A 21,178-nucleotide genomic window follows, 5' to 3' on the forward strand; every position below is an offset into this window, starting at 1 on the left:
GACCGCCTCGCAGAGCGTCCTCGCGGCGAATTCCACCCTATCCTCTCGACGAGCACTCGCACAACCCGTACCAGGATTTTGCCGCCTGCCACCCGAAGCTGCGGGAAGCGGTGTCTGAGGTCGTCGCCGACTGGGAGCCCGACTCGGCGCCTGTGACGGTCGTCTTCGGCCACATCGGTCGTGCGCTTGTCCAGCTCGAGTCCGACCTCGATGACACCACGCTTGATGAGGTTTCGCGGCTCGTGGAGCGTTCGCTTTCAGGAAGTGGCCCAGACGCAGATGCGGTTGCGACGGGGCTCCTGGAGGCGATCTGCGCCCGCAGCGTGGCTGCCCCTGCCGCCGTTGCGCGCGTCGTCTCTCATCTGGGACCCGATGCGCGCGCTTACATTCGGGCCTGGGATGCATTCACTGGAACGACGACTCCAGGCGTCACGTAATCGCGCTGGTGGCCATGAATGGCGGGGCACCGCGCTGCGCCGCCAGCGTCACCGCTTCACGCCACGAGCTCGCATGTCGGCCGCGGTCGTGGTAGCGCTGCTCCGCATGGCGAAGGCCGCGCGAACGGCGACGAAGAGCGGGACGCGCTCCCCGCAGGGGCGCCGTCGCGTCCGCGTGTACACGGCGTGGCACCCGGTGCTCGTCGCGCTCCTCGAGCACGTGCTGCCCGCGGGCTGGTATCAGTGCATCTCGGAGTTTCAGCTCGCGCGCGAGCCGCTCCGCGTCGACCTCGTCATCCTCCGGCGCCGGCGGCGCGGCGCCCCGCCCAGGCCGAGCCTTCTCACCAGCGTCGTGGGCGGGCTGGCCGAGCACACCCTCGTGCACTTCAAGGGGCCGACCGACGAGCTCGAACGCGACGACGCCCGCATGCTCCTCGCTTACGCGCTGCAGTACCTCGTCGTTGCAGAGATTGAGGACCCCGCCTCCGTCGCCCTTCGCGTGCTCGCGCCCCGCCTGACCCCGCGCTTCGTCGAGGCGCTCGGGTCGCTCGACTGCGCGCTCACGCCCACGGGACCGGGCACGCACGAGGATCGGCTCTGCGTCTTTCCGCTGCGGGTGGTGGAGACGGTGCCGGCGAACGCTCGCGAAGGCGACCATCTGCTGTACACTGTGACGCCTGGGATGGTCGCCGACCCCGGCGGGATCCCGGCGCTCTCCCCTGCGGAGATCGCGGTGTTCTGGGTGCTCGTGGAGCATCGTCGAGCAGCTTCGACGTCCGCTCGCGGGGCAGAGGAAGCGGCACATGAAGGACGAAAAGCAGGTGATCGAGAGCTTCGAGAAGGCGCTCACGGCCCTCGTCGCACGAGTGCCGCCGGAGCAGTGGCTCGCCGGGCTCGCCCCCGAGCAGCGGCTCGCTGGGCTCACCGAGGCGCAGGCGGTGCTCGCCCTGCCGGACGCGATGCTCCGCGCGTTGTCCGCGGAGTACATCGCGACGCTGCCCCGCGAGACGCAGGCAGCGATCCAGAAGCGCCTCGGGGCGGCCTCGGGGCGGCGCCCGGCGCGTCGGCGCGTGCCGCGCAGCCCTTCGAGATGACGCCTCGACGCCGGAATCGGCGACGGCCGAGGCGTAGTTCGTCCTTTCAGACAAGGCGCCGGCCGTGCCATGAGCGATAGAGACGCCCACAAGCAGTTCATCCTCGAAGGCGACCTGAAGGCCGTGATGTGGCGGCTCTCGTGGCCGGCCGTGCTGGCCATGGTCCTGTACGGGCTCAACTCGTTCCTGGACGCCGTGTTCGTGGGCCAGCTGATGAACGAGAGCGCCCTGGCCGGCGTGGGGATCGCCTATCCCCTGTCGCAGATCACGCTGGGGCTGGGCAGCCTGATCGGGACCGGCGCCGGCACGGCGCTGAGCATCTACATGGGCGCGGACGACCGGGGCAAGCTCCACGGCCTCCTGGGGAGCGTGAACGGGCTGTCGCTCCTCGTCAGCTTGCCGTACGCCGTGCTCGCTTATTGGTTCGCAGAGCCGCTCGTGCGCGCGATGGGCGGCAGCGGGGAGATCCTCGCGTACGGCACCGCGTACTTCCAGGCGACGGCCCTCGGCTCGCTGTTCTGGGTGCACGGCCTCGCGGTGAACATGACCGTTCGCGGCGAAGGCAAGATGAAGACGGCGGCCTGGATGATCTCCCTCGGCTTGCTGGTGGACGTCGCCTTGAAGCCGCTGTTCATCCATACGTTCGGCTGGGGCGTGCAGGGCGCGGCCTGGGCCACCAACGCGGCCATGCTCGTCTACTCGGCCATCGGGCTCCTGTACTACGCGAGGGGCCGCGCCTCGTTCGACACCGCCTGGCGCACGATCCGCATCGACCCGTCGATCCGGCGGCAGATCGTCTCTCTGGGCATGCCGGCGTTGATCGTGTGCATCATGGGCGTCGTCCAGAACCTCGTGGTCTACGGGGCGGTGTCGACCCATGGCACGGAGCAGGACGTCGCCTTCTTCGCCGCCTGCAACCGCATCTCCATGTTCATGATGACGCCGCTGTTCGGCCTGATGCGGGCCTTGCAGCCCGTGGAGGGGATCAGCTACGGGGCGGGGCGCTACGGCAGGGTGAAGCAGGCCTTCAGCCAGTTCTCGATCGCCGGGCTCGTGCTGCTCCTGCCGTTCTGGCTCTCGATGATGCTGGCCCCGGAGGCCGTCCTCGGCTCCATGCTGCCGGGGTTCGACTTCGCCGCGCAGCAGCTACTCGACTTCCGGATCTCCGTCCTCGCCCTGCCCGTCATGCCGTGGGTCTTCATGGCGCTGGCGTTCTTCCCCTCCGTGGAGCGGGCGAAGCTCGCGAGCGCGCTCGCCCTGCTGAGGCAGCTGGTGTTCTATCTCCCCCTGATGTGGCTCTTGCCCAAGATCGCCGGGGTGAGCGGGGTGTTCTGGGCGAACGCCGCGATCGACATCGCGATCTTCGCGCTCGTGATCCCCCTGGTCGGCCGGGAGTTCCGGAGGCTCGACGGGCGGGGCGCGGAGGCGGGCGCCCCGCTGCGCGAGGCGACCGCCGGGTGAGCCGCGCCCGCGCGCCGGACGCGCGGCCCCGCGGCGCTACGCCGACGGGTCGGCCACGCGGCCCACGAACAGAATCGCGCTCGTCGCGTTGTCCCGGATGAAGAAGAAGAACGGGCGATCGAAGCGGATGGCCGCGGGCTCGGGCGGCCCGCTCTCGTCGAGGGCCACTGCGGTCGCCGCCGCGGCCTCCGTGCCCGCCTCGTTCACGGAGACGAACGCCTTGTGGACAACGGCGGAGATGGACAGGCTCCGCTGCCCGTCGATCCCCGAGAAATCCGCGGCGCCGAAGGCGGCGGTCATCCCCAGATCCATGAGCGGCGGGATGAGATCGAACGTCGACTCCACCTTGAACTTCGGCAGCCCGATGGTGACGTTCCGCGGCTCCAGCGACCCGAGGACGCCGTCGAGGCGCGCGCCGTCGAGGCCGTCCTCGAACGCCTCGATGTCGGACGGCAGCACGAGCACCATCGCGAGCTCGTCGCCGTCATAGGGCATCTCGAGCGCCGCGTAGCCGTCGCCCTCGCCGTAGCGGACCTCCGACGTGGCGGCCATCATCGGCACGGAGACCGTGGAGCCGTCCGGCAGCGTGAAATCGCCCGGGGCCGTGTCCTCCTCCTTGAAGGGGAACTTCCACGCCGCGTTGAAATAGATGGCGTTCGTCAGCACGAGCCGGGTCCCGCCGCTGATGGAGCCTTCCGGCAGGAGGTCCTTGATCCGGTCCTCGGTGCGCTCTGCCACCCACCCGTTGATGATCTGCCGGGCCTCGCTCGTCTGGCCGAAGTCGAGGAGGTTCATCCCGGCCCCGTAGTTCTCCGCGAGCACGTCGAGGAACGAGGGCAGGAACGGATAGCCCACCTGCCCCCAGAGCGCGTTGGCGATGTTGAGCTGGAACCCCTCGCCGTCCTGCCCCTCGGCGACCTCGCCGCGGCTCTCGAGCGCCAGATCCAGCGCGTTGAACGCCGGGTGCAGCCGCTCCTGGGGCAGCGTGAAGCGCAGCGCGCTCGCCATCTCCGCCTCCGTCTCCGTGCGCGCGCCCGCGTACGTCATCGCCAGCGCGCTCGACACGCTGTGCGGCGAATAGAACATGTTGCCCGGCTCGCCGCCGAGCTTCCCGTAGAGGTCGAGCGCGAACGCCGTGTTGCCGTCCGCGAGCGCCTCGCGATCGGCGTCGGGCACCGACGGGGCGAGGATCCGCTGCTTCTCGGAGGTGAGGACGCACCCCGGCGTCTCCGGATCGCTGCATCCGGACGGCGAGGGCACCGGGTCCTCCCCGGTGCCGCCGGAGGAACAGCCCGCGAGGAGCACGGACAGAGGGATGAGGATTGAAGAAATTTGGCAATAACGCATGGGCCCCGGCACAGCAGCGCTTGTGCCAAGGGCCCCGGCCTCATCGACCCCCGCGGAGATGGCCGCTCTCGCGGAGGTGACCCCCACCGGCGCAGCGCCCGCGATCGCGGGGACAGGGTTGGCCCACTGTGGCACAGGACGCTTTCGTCCTGTGCGGAGACGACACGACCCTCACTGCTCGAGGTAAAGCGCGACCTCCGCTGTCCGTCCCTTGGCGTGGGCGATCAGCGTGGCGAGTCCGTTGTCGAAGTCCTCGGGCGTCGTGAGGTGCGTGTGCCCCTCGATCTCGCCCTCCGGCCCGACGACGTACGGCGCGATCAGGTCGTGCGCCGCCTTGAACCACGCCTCGGAAGCGGCCGCCTCGTACTCCTTGGCGGCGGCCTGCGCCACGTAGCCGCGGTAGACCTCGAGATAGACCGGATCGTCGAGCAGGTAGCGGACGAGCGGCCATTGCTCGGTCACCTCGGCCATCGAGAGGGGCAGCGCCGTCATCCCGATGGTCACGCCCGCGTCGGCGTCCGAGAACGCGAAGGTGTGATCCCAGGGGATCCACGTGAACTGCCCGCCCTTGTTCGGGTCCGCGTAGAGATAGTAGTTGTGCGGCAGCCGGCCGTACACGCCCCGAGGAGAGCAAGGTAGGTCGACATCGACGCGGGAGGACGGCGAGAGCTATCGACTCGACGCCGCGGGGGGACGCGGCACATCAGGCCCCCCGCGGAGCGCGCTCACGAGGGCGCGTCGCACTTGCCGCGCGACGCGACCGACACGCCCGCCGCGTTCGCGGCGCATGCATTGCTGTACGTCCTGCCGTCGCAGCCGCAAACGGGATTGTACACCTGGGTGCACGCCTCCGGGATGGGCGCGCAGACGCCCGTCTGATCGCCCGCGCCGCACTGCGCCTTGATGTCGTAGTCACAGAAGAAGCCGCGCTCGCACGCGATCCCGGCGAAGCCGCCGCAGACGAGGCCCTCGTGCCCGCCGCCTCCCCTCACCTCACTCGACTCGGAGACGATCGATTCGGGCGCATCGTCGGCCACCTCCACCTGACAGCCCGCGGCGAGCGGTGCCATGGCGAGCGCGAGCCAGACGACGGATGCCATGCGACTGCCCTTGAACCAAGCCTGAACGTTCATGATGTTTCCTCCAATGTCGCCTCGCCGCTCCCGGCAAAGCGATGACCCTGCGCGAGCCCCTCCCCTGGAGAGAAAGGGCGCCTTGCGCCGAGCGCGAGCGCGGCGCGTGATCCTTGTCATCCCCCTGCCGATCGGTCGGCGAGCATGAGAGTCAACTCGACGCGACCTACGCGCGATGAGACCTCGATCCGACGATCGCAGCGCCGCGGGGGGCACAGCCTCCTTGGCAGGAGTCAGGCCACACGTCGCGCGGCGCGGTTTCCACGGCGTGCACGCCCGGCTGCGGCGTCAGGGGCCGCCCGGATCGGGCCAAAGCTGCGCAAGGTGAGCCAGGGCTCGCGCCACCTGCCCCCGGAGCGTGACCTGCGCGGCCCTCTCACGATCACCGACGGCGAGGCGAGCCACGAGCCAATCCAGTGCTTACGGAGAGCGCGTCCATCGCCGATGTGACCGTCACGCCGCCGTATACCAGGCGACCGCGTAGGCCAGGCGACCGCGTAGGCCAGGCGACCGTGAGGCTCGCGCTCGTCGCTCTGCGAGCCGGCCAGCGGCGCGCGCTCGCGTCGCCCCTCAGCCCAGGAGCCCCCGCTCGCCCAGCCACAGCGTCGCGCCGGCGCGGCTATAGATGCCGAGCTTGTCGTAGGCGTGAGCGATGTGATGCTGCACGGTCTTCTGGGAGATGTGAAGGACGACGGCGATCTCGCGGTTGGTCTTGCCGACCCCGACGAGCCGCAGCACCTCCAGCTCGCGCGCCGTGAGCGCCCTTCGTGACCGGACGGGCCCAGCGCACCCGCCGCTTCCGCGCTCGCCGCTCGGAGGAGCGCTCGGAACGGGATCGGTGGCGAGCAGATAGTTGTACGTCGTCCCGCGCCCCCCGGCGAGGCGATGGGTCCAGATCGGGTTGGCGCAATAGAGCTCCAGCATCTCCTTCGTGTACCCGATCACGAAGTGCTCGAAATACGGGTGCCAGGCCGGGAGGTCGTGAACTCGAAATTCGACGCCGGCGTCCCGCAGCGCCGCTTCGGAGCGGCTGTCGGTCTCCGAAAAGTAACGATGCCAGAGGGTGGGAATGGCCGTGACCAGCGAGGAGATCCCCGGATCCCGGACGAAGCGCTTCAGCGGGCCATCGACGAGCGCCCAGCGCGCCGACTCGGCCCCGAGCTCGAAGAGGGCGTCCTTGCGGTCCGGATAGAAGCGCCGCACGAGCTCGTCGTGGAATGTGAGGAACTCGGGCAGCGGAACCAGGCTGCTGGCCGTGATCGGCTGCCTGAACCACGGGTGGCTCAGCGCCATGTCACGAAAGAGGCCGCGCCACGCTTCCGAGCCGAATCTCCGGCTCACCAAGGTTTTCCGCGTCAGGATTGTGGTTCCGCTGACCTTCATGGGAAGCTCGTTGAGGCCTCCCGCTGGACGACGAAGCCGCTCGGGAGGCAGGCTCCCAAAGTATCACTCGCCACGTCGAACGATCAAGGCGTCGGCCACCAACGCGCGAGTTCGCGTGTCACGCCGCAGCTACGATCACGCGGTATTCACGCACCAGCAGCAGATTCTTCTGATGGCGCTGCAGGCCGACAGACCGCGCTGTGGATGCGTGGCGTCATTGCATCCCACGGCGGGTCGTATCTCGATGTCAGCGGAGTCGCTCGAACGTGGAGGCGGGTGTGGGTAGGACGGCGACGATCGAGGGACGCGGTGCACGGGAATGGGCGGACGCGCCGCGTCGAGCACGCGGCGCGCGCGTCAGGAGGCGGCTACGGCAGGGTGTGCCGCTTCAGGACAGGCCAGCCGACCGCGGCGTTGCCGTAGTCGTGACCCCCTCCCTGCTTCGTGCAGAGGGCCACTTCGACGCCGCCCTCGCAGTTCGAGAAGGTCGAGCAGCCCTTGCTGTCTTCGGCCGATGGCGAGCCCGTGCACTTGTTGATCTGGCCCCACTTCTCGAGGGTCGATTTCGCCCCGAGGAACGTGATGGGCATGCCGCTCACCACCGCGGAGTATCCACCGGCGTAAGGCACGATCGGATCCCCGGTGCTGCGGAACGAGATCACGGTGATGGGGCGCGATGGTTTGCAATCGCCGATGTTCTCCTGCAGGAGATCGAAGGCGGCGGGCGCCACGGCGGCGAACGTATCGGCCGCGTGGCAAGCGAGGTAGTGGGACATTCCACCTCCCATCGAGAAGCCGACCGCGTAGATGCGCTTGGGGTCGATGCAGGCGGTCTGCTGGATCTCGGCCACCATCGCCTTGACGAAGGCCACGTCGTCGGTGTTCTTCACGCAGCAGGGCCCCACGTTCCAGGCGCCGCCGGACGGGCCGGACAGCCCTGACGGGAAGGCCATGATGACCCCCTCCGGGTCGGTCTGCGCCGGATACGGCGAGCCCGATCGCTCCGACGGGCCAGAGCCGCCGAGGGGGTGGAGGTCCACCACGAGAGGCACCGGCTTGCTGCCGTCGTACGCGGCGGGGACATGCAAGACATAGCTGCGGTTCGAGCCGCCGACCGAGATCGTCTTGTTCGTGTCGCCGGCCCTCAGCGCGGGCGACGGGCAGGTGATGGGCTCGCCGCCACCAGCGCCGCTCGTGCTGGCGCCGCCACCCGTGCCGCTCGTGCTGGCGCCGCCACCCGCGCCGCTCGTGCTGGCGTCGCCACCCGCGCCGCTCGTGCTGGCGTCGCCACCCGCGCCGCTCGTGCTGGCGCCATCGCTGCCGGTGCTGGTGCTGGTGCCGCTGGCCGAGCCCGTCGTGCTCGCCGACGCGCTCCCGCTGCCGTTGCCCGAGGTGCCGCTCGTGCTGGCGCCGGCGGCGGGGCCGCCGCCGTCGCCGCCGGCGCTGGTGGTCCCATCGCTGTCGCCACCGCAGCCCCAGAGGGAGATGCCGAGCGCTCCCAACACCAGAATCAGCTTCGGTAAACTCGTTCGTCCGTACATCATTGGTCAGCACCTCTGTCCGGTGGGTTCAAGACCGCCATCCGGTGCTCGGGCCATGTCCTCGGAAGCGCGGGACAGCGCCGCCCTCGTCCTCCCGGCTCGCCGTCCGTCGTCACATCACCCGATGCACGTGGCTGTCATATCCGAGGTCGCTGGCTCGAGGCATGGGCATACTGGCCTATGCCTCGGCGCCGCAGCCGCTCGCCGTCCCGGGAGCATCTCCAGGCGTTCCAGGAAGGCGCAGAGCGCGCTGGTCTTCCCGGAAGGGCGCCGGAGGCCCGGGCACGGTCGATGATACGGCGATGTGTTCCGTGGAGATCGTGCCCACGGAGAGGGGCTGTGCGCGGCGCCCCGCGACGCGCCGACAGCAGGCGGTGCTCGCGTTCATCGTGGCGTGCCTCGCCGCCGTCCTCCTCTCCCCGGTCCACCTGACGCGGCGTGACCCGGGCGCCCTCGTCGTGTCCATCGAATTCGACGACACGCTGGCGGATCAGCTCTCCGTGCGCTCCATCCTCGCCGAGCACGGGATGCATGCCACGTTCTTCGTGAACAGCGGCGTACTCGACCGCCCCGGCTACCTGACGGTCGCAGAGCTCCGCGCGCTCGCGTCCGACGGCCATGAGATCGGCGGCCACACCATCAATCACGTGCGGCTGCCCGGGCTCAGGGTCAGCGAGCAGCGCCGGCAGATCTGCGATGATCGCCGCGCCCTCCTCGCGCTGGGCTTCGCCGTGAGCGACTTCGCCTACCCCTGGGGCGCCCACGACAGCGTCAGCGTCGAGCTGGTGCGCTCCTGCGGTTACGACAGCGGAAGGCGCGCGGGCGGGCTCGCGTTCGCCTCATGCATCTTGTGCCCGCGGACGGAGTCCATCCCTCCCCGCGACCCGACGGCCACCCGCGCGCCCGGCTCCCTCAGCCGCAGCCAGGGCGTCCCCGCGATCAAGGCTCTCATCCGCGGCGCGCAGCAGGACGGCGGATGGCTACAGCTCATCTTCCACCATGTCTGTGACGCCTGCGGCAAGTACAGCATCTCCAGACAGGACTTCTCCACCCTCGTGGGCTGGCTCGCGGAGGAGCGCGACGCGGGCCGCGTCGTCGTCCTGACCGTGCGACAGGTGATCCGCGGCGAGGTGCCTCGCTAGGCTGCCTGTGGCGTGGAGGAGGCGCCCCGGATGCCGATCCGTCACGGAGCGGAGGAGCCGCGCGCGTCCCGTCGGGTGGCGCCTCCGGCGCGGCTCATCGGCAGGCGGAAGAGCATCGCGTCGTCGTGCTCGCGCAGGGCCAGGACGAACTCCGCGTGCGCCCACCCGAGCGGCGCAGCCGCGCCGGTCGGCTGGCCGGCGCGGGACCCGCGATCGAAGACCTGCTCCGGCAACATCTGGGACGCGGTCGCGAAGCGCCCCATCGCGTCGAGGTAGGGGCGCATCCTCTTGCGCGCCGCCGCCGGCGAGCTGGACTTCGCGAGCGCCATCGCGAGCTCGTACTCGGCTCTCTCGCCTGTGAGCAGCGGCCACACCATCCCTCTCGTCCGCTCGCCCGTGCGCGGGTCGAAGCCATACCCGTCGCCGACATAGCGATAGAACCCGGGGCCGACCCCAGGGACCTCGACGCGCAGCGCGGCGTCGCAGGCCGCCAGCGAATCGGCGATGTTCGCCGAGAGCGCCGGGCGCACCCCGAGGACGACGAGCCTGAGGAAGCCGCAATCGACGATGTCGCGCTCCAGCCAGGAGCGGCCACGCAAGACGTAGCGTCGCTCGTCGTTCGGGTCCCTCGGGGCGTCCGGGCTGCCGGTCCCGTCGACGCGCACGAAATACCGCCCGTTGGCGGTGCCCCCCTGGGTGGTGAACGTCCAGCCGTCGACCTGCCGGGCCCAGCGCTCGGCCGTCTCTCTGTACCGGGCCTCGCGCGCGGGGTCACCCATCGCGCCCGCGATCTCCGCGGCATGGGCGAGCGCGGCGCAGACGAAGGCCAGGGTCGACGGCGAGACGCCCGAGACCTCCTCCCATCGATCGAGCGGGGTCCAGGGGCCGAAGGCGACGAGGAAGTCGGCGGCGCGGCGCGCGAGATCCCAGCACGCATCCGCCGCGACGAGCCGCTCCTCGACCACGTGATAACAGAGGTCGATCGGCTGCGCGACCTGATCGAGCTCCAGGCCCCTCCAGTACGGCTCTCCGTCGGACCAGGTGTTCTGGTAAAATGAACCGTCCTTCGAGACATGGAGAGGGCCGAAATCCCAGGTGCCGTCCGACGCGGAGAGCTGGATCCGTTTCGTGAACCGCATCGCGGCCACGGGCGAGCGCGTGTCGCCCGCGGCGAGCAGCGCGAGCGCGATCTGGCTGAGATCGCGCGGCCACACGAGGTGGTAACCGCCCGTGATCCTGCCCGAGGTCCTCGGCGAGAGCGCGCTCGCCCGGTCGAGCCTGACGTCGCCCCAGGGCACGGACGGCGACGCGATGAAGGCCCCAGGGTGCGCCCTGTCCTCGAGGGACTTCATCACCGCCACGGAGCTCCGGTAGAGGCGCGCGAGGTCGGGCGAAGCGCTCCCGAGCGGGCGGAGGGACGCCTGATAGGCGCGCCACTGGGCGCGGTACCTGTCGAGGAGCGCGCCGGGATCCTCGCGGAGCGACGCCTGGGCGGCGCGGTGGGCCTCGTCGATGTCGCGTCCGAAGCCGAGCGCCAGCGTGAGCTCACAGACCCCGGGCGAGAGCGGGAGATCCAGCTCCCCGGTCAGCACGACGTCCCCGTCCCTCGCGTCGCGGTAGTGGGTGGTCAGCGTGCGGTGGTTCTGCAGGTCCCGATAGCCGTCGCTCTCGGCGCCCGAGAAGCCGGCTGTGGCGTCGCGCCAGCGGACGGAAGCCACGAGGGCCTGGGCGAAGGGGCCTTGCCAGGCGAAGAGCCCTGCCCCCGGCGCGCCTCCCGTGCTCGCCATCGCGCTGTCACCGAGCGGCGTGTTCCCCACGCTGGGGTTGTGAAGGACGAAGAACCTGAGCCCCCGGACTTTCCGGGTGATCTTCAGCCGCTGCAGGACCACGTCGCGATCGGGATCGGCGAAGACGATCTTCTCGATCCTGAACCTGCCGCCCGGATCTTCCGTGATCACCCGGAAAGCCGGCACGCCGCGCTCGATCCAGCGGACGCTCTGCCGCGCGTCTCGCCGCTCCTCGAAGAGGCCTCTGCCGGCCGCCGTGACGAGCAGCTGGCTGTCCCGCGTCTGCGCGGTATCGTTCGTCGGCCAGAACACCTCGGTCAGGATGCCGCTCGCTCCGGTGAACCATACGTTGCTGATCGGGGCCGTGTCGGAGCGCGCCGAGTACTTCAGATCCTCGTCGTAGCTCTCGTATGCGGCGCCGAAGAGATCCTTGGAGCCTTGAGACCAGCTCCCCGCGGACGAGGATCCAGGCGCCGCGCCGGTGGGCGTCGCGGCGCTGGCCACGCCGGCGAGCGGGAGCGGGCCGCCAAGGGCCGCGACCAGCAGCGTTCTTCCGAGATTTCGCATGGACCGGCTCCGACCAGCGAGGAGCGCGCAGCGCGTCGGTCTGGAAGTGTGCAACGCCCGGTCCATGGACGCCCAACCCACGGCCCTCGAGGCATGGCCGACGCTCCTCCGCTGGGGTGATCGGCCAGGCGCCGCGCGGTGTGCGGCTCCTGCGCGCACCGGCGTGAGCACCGAGGTTCCCCTGGGGACAGCGCGTATTCCGTAAGGCATCGTGCGCATCATCTATTCGACCAAGGGCGACCCGCGCTACACCTGCAACAGCACCATCATCGGCTCGGACGGAAGCCCCGCACGCTGCCCTGACACATCCCGGGGGGCGCGACCGACCCGACTACTTCGCGGCCTGGTCGTTCGCGTACGGGTTGAGCTCGTTCGTGTAGACGCGGCTCAGGGCGATCTCACCCGGCTTGAGCTCGCCGCTCTTGACCATCCAGTCGATCCAGACCTGGAAATCGCGCTCCGCGATCAGGCCGCCCTTGCCGGCAACGCCGTAGCTGCGCCAGAACTTGATGGCCGAGTCCTCCTCGTTCCGACCGCGCTTCTTCATCAGCGCGATGCAGCGCGCCACCACCGTCTCGCGCGGGGTGTCCCGGGCCCACTCGATGGCCTTGGCCGTCGCCTCGACGAAGCGCCGCGCGGTCTTGGGGTTTTCCTTGATGAAGCTCGTCTTCATCACGTAGCTGCCCGCGGTGAACTTGCCGTAGAGCTCATAGTCCGAGAACAGCGAACGAATTCCGCCGCGCTCGAGCGCGCGATCGCGGTAGATGTCGCCGAGCGCCGCCACGTCGACCTGCTTCTCGCGGAGCAGCTGCTCGCCGTTCACCGGGGGAACGACGAGCAGCGTGACGCGCCGGGCCTCCTCCGGCGTGAGCTGGCCTCGCGACAGAAACTCCTTGACCATGAACTCGCTGTGGGCGCCGAGCGTGTTCATGGAGATCGTCTTGTCCAGCAGATCGCGCGCGGTGCGCAGCGGGCTGTCGTTCAGCACGTAGAAGCCGCTCTGGCGTTGCTCGTCGACGCCGTAGTAGCCCGCGACGGCGATGATGGGCGCCTTGGCCGCGATCAGCTTGATGATGGCACCGTTGAACGCGCCGCCGAAGTCGGTGTCGCCGGTGACCACGGCCTGCACGCTCTGGGGGCCGCTCACCGTGCTGCCGACGAAATGCAGGCGGATCGGCGCGAGGTACCCGAGATCTTCCGCGAGCTCGATCGGCGACACCGTGCCGTTGTTGCCCTGATAGCGGAGCTCGAGCGTCTCGAGCTCGCCCTCCGCTCCGGCGGCGGAGGCACGCGAAGCACCGTCGCGCGAGCAGCCCGCCGCGCCGCACGACACCAGCAGGGCGAAAAGGAGGACGGCACGCGACGCGGCGCGCAGCAGGTCAGCAGGGAGGGGATGCGGAGCAGCCATGTCCGTTATATTAGACGAATATCCGCTAGAGTACAAGCCGCTCCTCTGGCCGAAGAGCTCGCGCGTGCGTCAGGGCGCGCGGCCGTCGACGGGCCTGGCACAGGGTTTTCTTGAACGCCGCCTTGCATCGAAACCGCGCGTCTTTTTCGGGATCCTCCCACGCGCGGCCCTGGCACTCCTTGGCACAGGAGCGAATCCAATGACAGACCTTCGACCTGCCTGGCTTCATTTCGGCCCCGTGTTCTCGCTCGCGATCGCCCTTCATGGAGGACGGCAACGTCGCATGCACCCTGGTGGCGTGCACCAGCGGCTGCACCTACGGCGGGCTCGACTACCTGCCCGGCGCGTCGTTCCCGGCGTCCGACGGGTGCAACACCTGCACCTGCGATCCCTCGGGCTCCGGGAACGTCGGCTGTACCAAGATCGCGTGTCACGGCTGTGAACGAGACGGCATCGGTTACGCGGCGGGGGCGCCGGTACCACCGGGCGACGGCTGCAACACCTGCACGTGCAACGCGGGCGGCGAGATCGTGTGCACGGACGTGGCTTGTCCGGAGGGCTGCACGTATGGAGGCGTGGAGTACATGCCGGGCGACAGCTTCCCTGCCCTCGACGGCTGCAACACCTGCACCTGCACCGCCGGCGGGGGCGTGGCCTGCACCGAGCGTGATTGCGGTTGCGACCCGTCGAGCGAGTGGTGGCGCCAGTACGTAAGCACCAACCCGGGGGAGTGCGCACTCATCGACTTCGCCTGCACCGGAGGCCTGACCTACGTCCTCAACGAGTGCGGGTGCGGCTGCGAGCAGGACCCGAGCTGCCCGCCCTCGTTCGACTGCAAGTCGCCCGCGGCGTGCGATCTGGAAGAGATCCAGCGGCGCTGCCCGTACTCGACGATCCATCGGTGAGCGGACGAGCCGCGCTCGCCCCGCGAGGAGCCGCGCCCCCGCTACGAGGGCGTCCGGGCGTGGCAGCCGAGCCGGCGCGGGGGAGGCCAGCCGCTCGACGGCGGCGCGCCTGCACGATGTGCCGAGTGGTGATGGGTACACCCCCTCTTCACGGCGATTCATCGCCGAGTCCGGCGTCGTCGGTGATCCCCGTTTGGCCACATCTCATTCCGTTCGGGACGTCGCAGGTTTCGCGGACCGCATCGCGGTGGTCCGGTCGGCCCATCGCCGAGCCTGCTCCGCTGGATTGCTCTGTGCCCGCTGATGGAGCTAGCGTTGCAGCCATGCCGAACGACGGCATGCCCGACGCCCCCCATGGCGCCACCATTGAGACCTTCGCCACGCTATCGGCCGAAATTGCCGTCGGTGCAAGATTGCTCCACAGCATCATTGCCGAGCGAGGGATTTCGCCCGATGCCTGGGACGAGATAACCGCGCACTTCACGCGCCTGCTCGCCTTCGACGGGTCGGGAGACCTCGTCGCGCGCTACTCGCGCGCCTTCGCGGCCACGCAGGACCGCCTTCTCTCTCCGCCCGAGATGACCGTCGAGGCCTGGGCCAAGCTCTCCTCGGACGTGGCCCACCGCGGGATCGCCGCCCTCGTCGAGCACCACCTCGACGACGCCACGTACATTCGCCTCGGCCGAAGCTGGGCCGAGCGCCTCGCGAAGGATCCCCCGCTCGCCCACCGCTACCATCAGGCATTCTTTGCTCACGAAGCGTCCCGGAAGCGTTGACGCCCCCTATCGGCGGGCGTAGGAATGGGTCTCAGGCGTAGGAGCAGGTCCGATGGGACACGTCGTTCGGCGCCCGGGATGGGGCGTCATCGATCTGAACACGGAGACCGGCGACGTCTTCGTCCAGGAAGATTGGCAGTACGTGTGGCTCGTCCAGCCGGGCGTCATCGCATGGACGCTGCGCGAGCGGCGCGCATTTCATCGCACCGCCGACGCGCACATCTGGAGGCGCTGGAGCAATCGCCGCCAGGTCGTCACCAGCGGCTCGCATCACTTCGCCGCGCGCTTTCCACGCGTTCGCGTCAACTTCGACATCCGGTGGGTGACGAGGCCCGGCCACTGGACGGTCCATGTCACCAAGATCCGGCCCGGCGCCGCTTCGCCCCGGAGCTACGTCGACTTCGCGGCCCGCGCCATCCACCTCGACTCGCTCGACCTCATCCCGCACCGCGTCGGCAACGACGCCGGCGTGTCACGGCCGGGCTTCCGCACCGTCCCGCACGAGTTCGGCCATACCCTGCCCGACCGCAGGGGAAGCGCCTCACCTATCGACGACGAGTACGACACGGGCGACCCCCACCTCGGCGATACGGATAGCCTCATGAACATCGGCCAGCAGGTCCGTGCCCGCCACCTCACCGCTGTCCTCGATGAGCTCAACACCATGCTCCACGGTTGCACCTTCGCCGCCCTGTAAGCGAGGACGACGCCATGCCAACGCAGCCCCCCAGACAGCGCTCGCCCTCAGCCGCTGGCCTCTGCGTCCACCCGTACCTCGCGCAGCACGTCCCGCCCCCGCCCCTGCGCGAACGCCGCGCGCATCGTCATCTCCACCACGCGTTCGTTCGGCAATACGACCACGGTATCCACGCTCGGGCGTACCTCGACCCGCCCGGAGATGTCGCTCTTCGCGCAGACCACGATTGGTATCCTCGGCACCTCGAAGGCCACCGGACCGTCCTCGTGCATGCCGCCGATCGCGATCGCGTCGCCAGGCGAGAGCGGCTGCTCGAAGAGCAGGCTCGGGTGGGCCGCGTTGTTCGCCCGCACGTCGAAGTCGAGCGGCGGGAGAGGCATCCTGGTCGTCCGCCACACCTCGTCGAAGGTGCCCGATCGCTCGAGCCGCGGGCTCCAGTGCAGCGCGATCGCCCCGTAGCCGACCGGCGGGTGCGCGTCGCCAGCCGCCCGGTGAGGCCGCGCCGGGTGCTCGATCTGCGGCGCCGGCCTGTCGACGAGGTCCGCCTTCTGCTTCGCCACCCCCACGCCCGCGCGGTTCCTCGGCTCCACCGTCCACCCCTCGTCGGCCACCCCGCCGTAGGCATTCTCGTAGAGGATCGGCTGCCGCTCGAACGGCGCCGCTGGCCCGATCGCGACGCCCACGACCCCCCGGAAAAACACCCGCGGGCCATGCACCCGGAGCGGAACGTCCACGTCCCGCACCCTCACGCAGACGTCCAGCGCCGTCACCGGCCTGCGCGATATCGCGTCACCCACGACGATCACGTCCGTGCCGCGCTTCTCGGCGCACGCGTCGGTCGGCAGGCGAATGCTGCTCTCGGCCCGGTCCGGGAACCACATCTCGTCATTGACCCGGATCGGATGGGGCACCTCGGCGAAGGCCAGCCGGCGATCCGGCCGGATCGTGTAGGTGACCTTGATCACCGCCACGACGGTCGACCGGCCGCGCGCGTCGAGCAGCGGGATGTCGAGCGCGGCAAACGGCGTGTTGTTCGCGAAGGTCACGGTTCATTGCTCCCGCGTAGCGCCGCCGTCCGACCGCCGCGTTCCGTGCCCGAGCCGTCGATGCGACGGAGACCATCATGAGCATCATCGACGTCGAGATCCACTGCGAAGCCCTCCCTGAGGCAGCCCGCGTCCTCTCCTGCGAGGGCTCGGAGGGCATGAACGCGCTGCCGTGGTGGCAGGCGAGGATCCTCGTGCCCGAGGCGTTCGACGTCGACGCTGTCATCGGCGCGTCCACGGCGCTCCGCCTCGCCGATTTCTCCGAGGGGAGCGCGCGCGTGTGGGACCTCCTCGTCGTCGCGGTCACCCACGAGGAGGACGGGCGCGACGGCTGCATCTACACGCTCGAGCTCTGCCCGCCCGCGTGGCTCCTCACGCGCCGCTCCGGCTACAGGACCTTCCTCGGCAAGACCACGAAGGAGATCGTGACCGAGATCCTCGAGGATGCGGGGCTCGGCGGCGACCGCCTGGTGTGGAGGCTGTCAGGGCTCTACGAGAAGCGCCTCTATTGCGTCGCCTACGACGAGAGCGAGTGGGCCTTCATCGAGCGCCTGCTCGCCGACGAGGGCATCTCCTACTGGTTCGACGTGACCGAGGACGACGCGCCGGTGCTCGTGTTCGCCGACGACAAAGGGGCTCACGAGGGCATCGCCGGGAACCTCCTTGTCACGTACGCGGACCCGGGCGGCAACGTCGGGCCGCGGCACGCCTTCGAGCTCGCCGTCACCGACGTCCTGACCCCCACGAAGACGCACGTGCGGGAGTACGACGTCCGGGCCCCTGACGTCTTCGTCGAGGGAGAAGCCGGCGATGGGCCGTTCGACTACTTCGAGTACCCGGCGAGCGTGCTCACCGAGGACGCCGCCAGGGCCCGCGCCCGCGTGCGCCTCGAGCAGCTCCAGCGCTTCAAACGACAGGCGACCCTCTCCACCAACTGCGTTAACGTGCAGCCGGGCCGGCTGCTCGAGCTCGACGGCGCAGCCGACACGTGGATGAACGGCCGCTACCTCGTCGCTGGCGTCGAGCACGAGATCGTGGTCGGGTCGAGGAACGACGCCGAGCCCGCGTCCTACACGAACCGCGCCCTGATCATCCCGCACGCCGAGGCGCCGTTCCGGCCGGCGCTGCCCCGCCGCGTGCCCAGGGTGAACGGTCTCGAGCCGGCCATCACGACCGGGCTGTCGGGCGAGGAGATCCACGTCGACGACCTCGGCCGCGTGAAGATCCGGTTCCCCTGGGACAGGTCCGGCGTGATGGACGACACCTCGTCCTACTGGGTCCGCTGCCTCCAGATCGGCATGGGAGGCTCGATGATGCTGCCGCGCGTGGGATGGGAGGTCCCGGTCGCCTACGTCGACGGGACCCCCGATCGGCCGTTCGTCCTCGGCCGCATGTACAACGCCACGGCGGTCGTGCCCTACCCGCTCCCCGGCGCCCAGGCGACGAGCGCGCTCCAGTCCGCGACGTCGCCCGGAGACGGCACGACCAACGAGATCCGCATGGCCGACGACGGCGGCGCGCAAGAGATGTTCGTCCACGCCTCGCGCGACCAGACCGTCACGGTGGGGGGCTCGGCGACGAGCGACGTCGGCGTCGACGAGACACACGACGTCGGCCTCTCCCTCCTCGGCGCGGTCACGGGCTCCCAGTCGCTCACGGTGGGCGCGGACCAGACAGTCAATGTCGGCACCAACTACAATATCGCCGTCAGCGGGGCGCGCACCGAGATCATCGGCGGCATGGAGGCCATCAAGGTCACGGCGAACCGCACCGTCGCCGTCGACGGCGCCTACTCGGAGCTCATCGGGGCCCTCTACGGGATCCAGTGCAACCAGTCGAACACCGGCGTGAGCGGCGCCTTCACGCAGCTCGTCGGCGGCGGGCTCACGGTGATCGCCGGCCTCGGCGTGTCCGAGACGACGCTCGCCGCGCGCACCGACGTGGTCGGGGGTTCGAAGAGCCTCGTCAGCGCGAGGGGCGTCTCCGACAACGTGGTCGGGGCCAAGCAGGTGAAGGCGGGTCCCACGACCGAGAAGGCGGGCGGCAAGGTCGTGACGAGCTCGAGGGCCGCGGGCTCGGTGAAGGTCGGCGGGAGCGCCGATGTGAAGGCCGGCGGGCCGCTCGTCATCGAGGCGCCCACCATCACGGTCGAGGCGGCCTCGATCAAGACCAAGGAGATCGAGATCGGCGGCGGGGCGCTCAAGATGAAGAAAGGAAAGAGCTCGATCAAAGGCAGCATCAAGCGCGACGGGAACACCCGGCTCGGCGGCTGAGCGAGGTAACTCATGACCCTGGCCCGCACTCATACTCTCGAGATCGACGGCGCCGGCGCGACGTTCGCGGTGCTGCGCGTGCGCGGCCGCGAGCGCCTGCACGAGCCCTCCCGGTTCGAGGTGACCGCGGCGGTGGACGGGTCGGTGGAGCTCGGGAGCCTGCTCGCGCAGCCCGCGCGGCTCGCCTGGGCGCTGCCGGACGGGAGCGAGCGCGCCGTGCTCGGCTCGGTCGACGTGGTGGAGAGCGTCGCCCAGGGCCTGCGCGTGACGATCGTCCCCAAGATCGCCCTGCTCGCGGACGCCATCGATTATCAGGTCTTCGTCGACGAGGACGCGGTCTCCATCGTCGAGGAGGTCCTGTCGGAGCACGGCATCTCCGTCGAGCGGCGGCTCGTGCGCGAGGCCCCGAAGCGCGCGCAGTGCGTGCAGTGCTTCGAGAGCGACCTCGATTTCGTGAGCCGCCTGTGCGCCGAGGAGGGCATCTCGTGGTTCATCGTCGCGGGCGCGCGCGATCGCGTCGTGCTGTGCGACCACGACGGCGGCTGGGAGCCGCTCCCAGGCCTCGGATCCATGCCCGTGCGCGAGCCGGGCGGCTTCGGCGAGACAGAGGAGTCGGTCACCGAGGCGCGCGTGCGCGTCGCGCGCGTGCACGACGAGGTCACGCTGCGCGATTACAACTGCGAGACCCCGCTCGTCGACCAGACCGCCGCGGCGGCCTCAGGCCAGGGCGGACCGCTCCAGCACTACGCCTATCCGGGCGGCTACGCGGACCCGGACGCAGGCGGCGACGTGGCGGCGATCCGGCTCGACCAGCTGCGCGCGCGCCGCGTGGTGCTCGAGGGCAAGACCACGTCGAGGCGCCTCGCCCCGGGCCACCAGGTCGAGCTCGTCGACGACCGGCGCGGCGACGTGACGGGCACGTGGGTCGTGCTCGAGGTGGTGCACGACGCGATGGACGGCACCCACGACGACCGGAGCTACATCGGGACGTTCCGGGCCTTCCGCGCCGACGCGAGCTACCGGACGGCCGCGCCGCCGCAGCCGCGCGTCGGCGGCGTCGAGACCGCGACGATCACCGGCCCCGCCGGCGCCGAGATCCACGCCGAGCGCCTCGGCCGGCTGAAGCTGCGGCTCCGCTGGGATCGGCGCCGCCCCGAGGACGACACGGCCTCCGCGCTCGCGCGCGTCGTGCAGCCGCCGGCCTCGGGAGGGCTCGTCTTCCCGCGCGTCGGGTGGGAGAACCTGGTCGCCTTCCTGCACGGCTCGGCGGACGCCCCCTGGGTGCTGGGCCGCCTGTACAACGGCGAGGCCGTGCCGCCCGACGGGCTCCCGGGCAACAAGGTGGTGTCGGCCTTCGGCACCTTGACCAGCCCGGGCGGCGGCAGCCGCAACCTCATCCGCCTCGACGACACCGCGGGCAACGAGGCGATGGCCTTCGAGGCGTCGAAGGACTGGAACGAGCGCACCGAGAACGACAAGAGCTCGAAGATCACCGCGAACGACGCGTGGACCGTGGGCGCCTCGCGCAAGCTCATCGTGGGGCAGGTCCTCGGCAACACGGTGGGCGGGGCCCAGTCGTACACGGTCGGGGCGAACCGCACGGTCAACGTGACCTCCAACAAGACCGTGGACGCCGGATCCGAGACCGTGATCGTCGGCGGCCTGCGCACCTTCGACGTCGGCGGGGATCACGGCATGAGCTCGGCCTCGCTCACCCGGCTCGTCGGCGGCGCCAAGGTCGAGGCCGCGATCGAGCACGTCAACCGCTCGGTCAAGGGCGCCGAGACGGTCGTGGTGGGTGGGACGTGGAAGACCGTCGCGGGGGCGAGCTACAACACGAGCGTCTCGGGGCTCCGGACCGAGACCGTGGCCGGGTCGAAGAGCATCAAGAGCTCGAAGCTCTACCTGAAGGTCCGCGGGGCCTACTCGGAGACGCTCGCGAGCCGGTCCACCACGGCGGGCAGCGATCGCGAGGAGGGCTTCAGCGGGGCGCTCACCTACCAGATCGGGGGCTCGGCCAGCATGAAGGCGTCGGAGATCACGATCAAGGCGCGCTCGAAGATCACGCTGAAGGCCGGCGGCGCGACCGTCACGATCACCCCGAGCGCGATCACGATCGACGGCGATTACAAGTCGTCAGGTGAGAGCGCCGACGATGGCAGCGAGGAGTACCCGGGCTGA

17 protein-coding genes are annotated in these 21,178 nt (G+C 70.0%); 8 read left to right on the forward strand and 9 right to left on the reverse strand.

Annotated elements, in window-relative coordinates; translation table 11 throughout:
- Positions 1-429 precede the first annotated feature (429 nt).
- On the reverse strand, positions 430-1,194 hold the full coding sequence (locus tag WMF34_RS21175; protein WP_437994358.1) for a hypothetical protein: 765 nt from the start codon (positions 1,192-1,194) through the stop codon (positions 430-432).
- A 46-nt stretch (positions 1,195-1,240) separates the two neighbouring features.
- On the opposite strand from WMF34_RS21175, the gene WMF34_RS21180 reads away from it, so the two are divergent.
- Together WMF34_RS21180 and WMF34_RS21185 are read left to right on the forward strand one after the other, a co-directional pair.
- Positions 1,241-1,531, forward strand: coding sequence for a hypothetical protein (locus tag WMF34_RS21180; protein ID WP_437994359.1), 291 nt, complete (start codon positions 1,241-1,243; stop codon positions 1,529-1,531).
- Positions 1,532-1,600: 69 nt separating this feature from the next.
- Complete coding sequence (locus tag WMF34_RS21185; RefSeq protein ID WP_012236728.1) at positions 1,601-2,992, forward strand: MATE family efflux transporter; 1,392 nt, start codon at positions 1,601-1,603, stop codon at positions 2,990-2,992.
- A 36-nt stretch (positions 2,993-3,028) separates the two neighbouring features.
- Here the strand turns inward: WMF34_RS21185 and WMF34_RS21190 are convergent, their stop codons facing one another.
- The 5 genes from WMF34_RS21190 to WMF34_RS21210 all read right to left on the reverse strand — a co-directional run bounded on the left by WMF34_RS21190 (position 3,029) and on the right by WMF34_RS21210 (position 8,360).
- On the reverse strand, positions 3,029-4,339 hold the full coding sequence (locus tag WMF34_RS21190; RefSeq protein WP_437994360.1) for a serpin family protein: 1,311 nt from the start codon (positions 4,337-4,339) through the stop codon (positions 3,029-3,031).
- A 171-nt stretch (positions 4,340-4,510) separates the two neighbouring features.
- Positions 4,511-4,957, reverse strand: a complete 447-nt coding sequence (locus WMF34_RS21195) for a CotH kinase family protein (protein WP_437994361.1) — start codon at positions 4,955-4,957, stop codon at positions 4,511-4,513.
- A gap of 107 nt (positions 4,958-5,064) precedes the next feature.
- Complete coding sequence (locus tag WMF34_RS21200; protein ID WP_012236731.1) at positions 5,065-5,472, reverse strand: Kazal-type serine protease inhibitor family protein; 408 nt, start codon at positions 5,470-5,472, stop codon at positions 5,065-5,067.
- A 570-nt stretch (positions 5,473-6,042) separates the two neighbouring features.
- Positions 6,043-6,813 (reverse strand): response regulator transcription factor, encoded by a 771-nt coding sequence (locus tag WMF34_RS21205; RefSeq protein WP_231864972.1) that lies wholly within the window; start codon positions 6,811-6,813, stop codon positions 6,043-6,045.
- Between the two features lie 410 nt (positions 6,814-7,223).
- A complete protein-coding gene (locus WMF34_RS21210; protein WP_437994362.1) occupies positions 7,224-8,360 on the reverse strand; it encodes an alpha/beta hydrolase family esterase in 1,137 nt (378 codons plus the stop codon).
- 338 nt (positions 8,361-8,698) lie between these two features.
- Here WMF34_RS21210 and WMF34_RS21215 point away from each other — a divergent pair, with 338 nt between their 5' ends.
- Positions 8,699-9,538 (forward strand): polysaccharide deacetylase family protein, encoded by an 840-nt coding sequence (locus WMF34_RS21215; protein ID WP_437994363.1) that lies wholly within the window; start codon positions 8,699-8,701, stop codon positions 9,536-9,538.
- A 41-nt stretch (positions 9,539-9,579) separates the two neighbouring features.
- Here the strand turns inward: WMF34_RS21215 and WMF34_RS21220 are convergent, their stop codons facing one another.
- Together WMF34_RS21220 and WMF34_RS21225 are read right to left on the reverse strand one after the other, a co-directional pair.
- Positions 9,580-11,892, reverse strand: a complete 2,313-nt coding sequence (locus tag WMF34_RS21220; protein ID WP_437994364.1) for a glycoside hydrolase family 15 protein — start codon at positions 11,890-11,892, stop codon at positions 9,580-9,582.
- Positions 11,893-12,223: 331 nt separating this feature from the next.
- Complete coding sequence (locus WMF34_RS21225) at positions 12,224-13,300, reverse strand: ABC transporter substrate-binding protein (RefSeq protein WP_049876312.1); 1,077 nt, start codon at positions 13,298-13,300, stop codon at positions 12,224-12,226.
- Positions 13,301-13,563: 263 nt separating this feature from the next.
- Between WMF34_RS21225 and WMF34_RS21230 the strand changes: the two genes are divergently transcribed.
- The 3 genes from WMF34_RS21230 to WMF34_RS21240 all read left to right on the forward strand — a co-directional run bounded on the left by WMF34_RS21230 (position 13,564) and on the right by WMF34_RS21240 (position 15,678).
- Positions 13,564-14,205, forward strand: a complete 642-nt coding sequence (locus WMF34_RS21230) for a hypothetical protein (RefSeq protein WP_437994365.1) — start codon at positions 13,564-13,566, stop codon at positions 14,203-14,205.
- A gap of 323 nt (positions 14,206-14,528) precedes the next feature.
- The gene (locus WMF34_RS21235) at positions 14,529-14,981 is read left to right on the forward strand and encodes a hypothetical protein (RefSeq protein WP_044965421.1); all 453 of its coding nucleotides are present in this window, start codon (positions 14,529-14,531) and stop codon (positions 14,979-14,981) included.
- A 52-nt stretch (positions 14,982-15,033) separates the two neighbouring features.
- Entirely contained in the window at positions 15,034-15,678 is a 645-nt protein-coding gene (locus WMF34_RS21240; protein ID WP_012236739.1) for a hypothetical protein, read from the forward strand.
- Between the two features lie 47 nt (positions 15,679-15,725).
- On the opposite strand, the gene WMF34_RS21245 is transcribed toward WMF34_RS21240, so the two are convergent.
- Entirely contained in the window at positions 15,726-16,724 is a 999-nt protein-coding gene (locus WMF34_RS21245) for a DUF2169 family type VI secretion system accessory protein (protein ID WP_012236740.1), read from the reverse strand.
- Between the two features lie 77 nt (positions 16,725-16,801).
- Here WMF34_RS21245 and WMF34_RS21250 point away from each other — a divergent pair, with 77 nt between their 5' ends.
- Entirely contained in the window at positions 16,802-18,997 is a 2,196-nt protein-coding gene (locus tag WMF34_RS21250) for a type VI secretion system Vgr family protein (protein ID WP_437994366.1), read from the forward strand.
- A gap of 12 nt (positions 18,998-19,009) precedes the next feature.
- Positions 19,010-21,178 (forward strand): type VI secretion system Vgr family protein, encoded by a 2,169-nt coding sequence (locus WMF34_RS21255; protein WP_437994367.1) that lies wholly within the window; start codon positions 19,010-19,012, stop codon positions 21,176-21,178.

Source organism: Sorangium sp. So ce145 (assembly GCF_051525985.1).
GTDB lineage: Bacteria > Myxococcota_A > Polyangia > Polyangiales > Polyangiaceae > Sorangium > Sorangium cellulosum_B.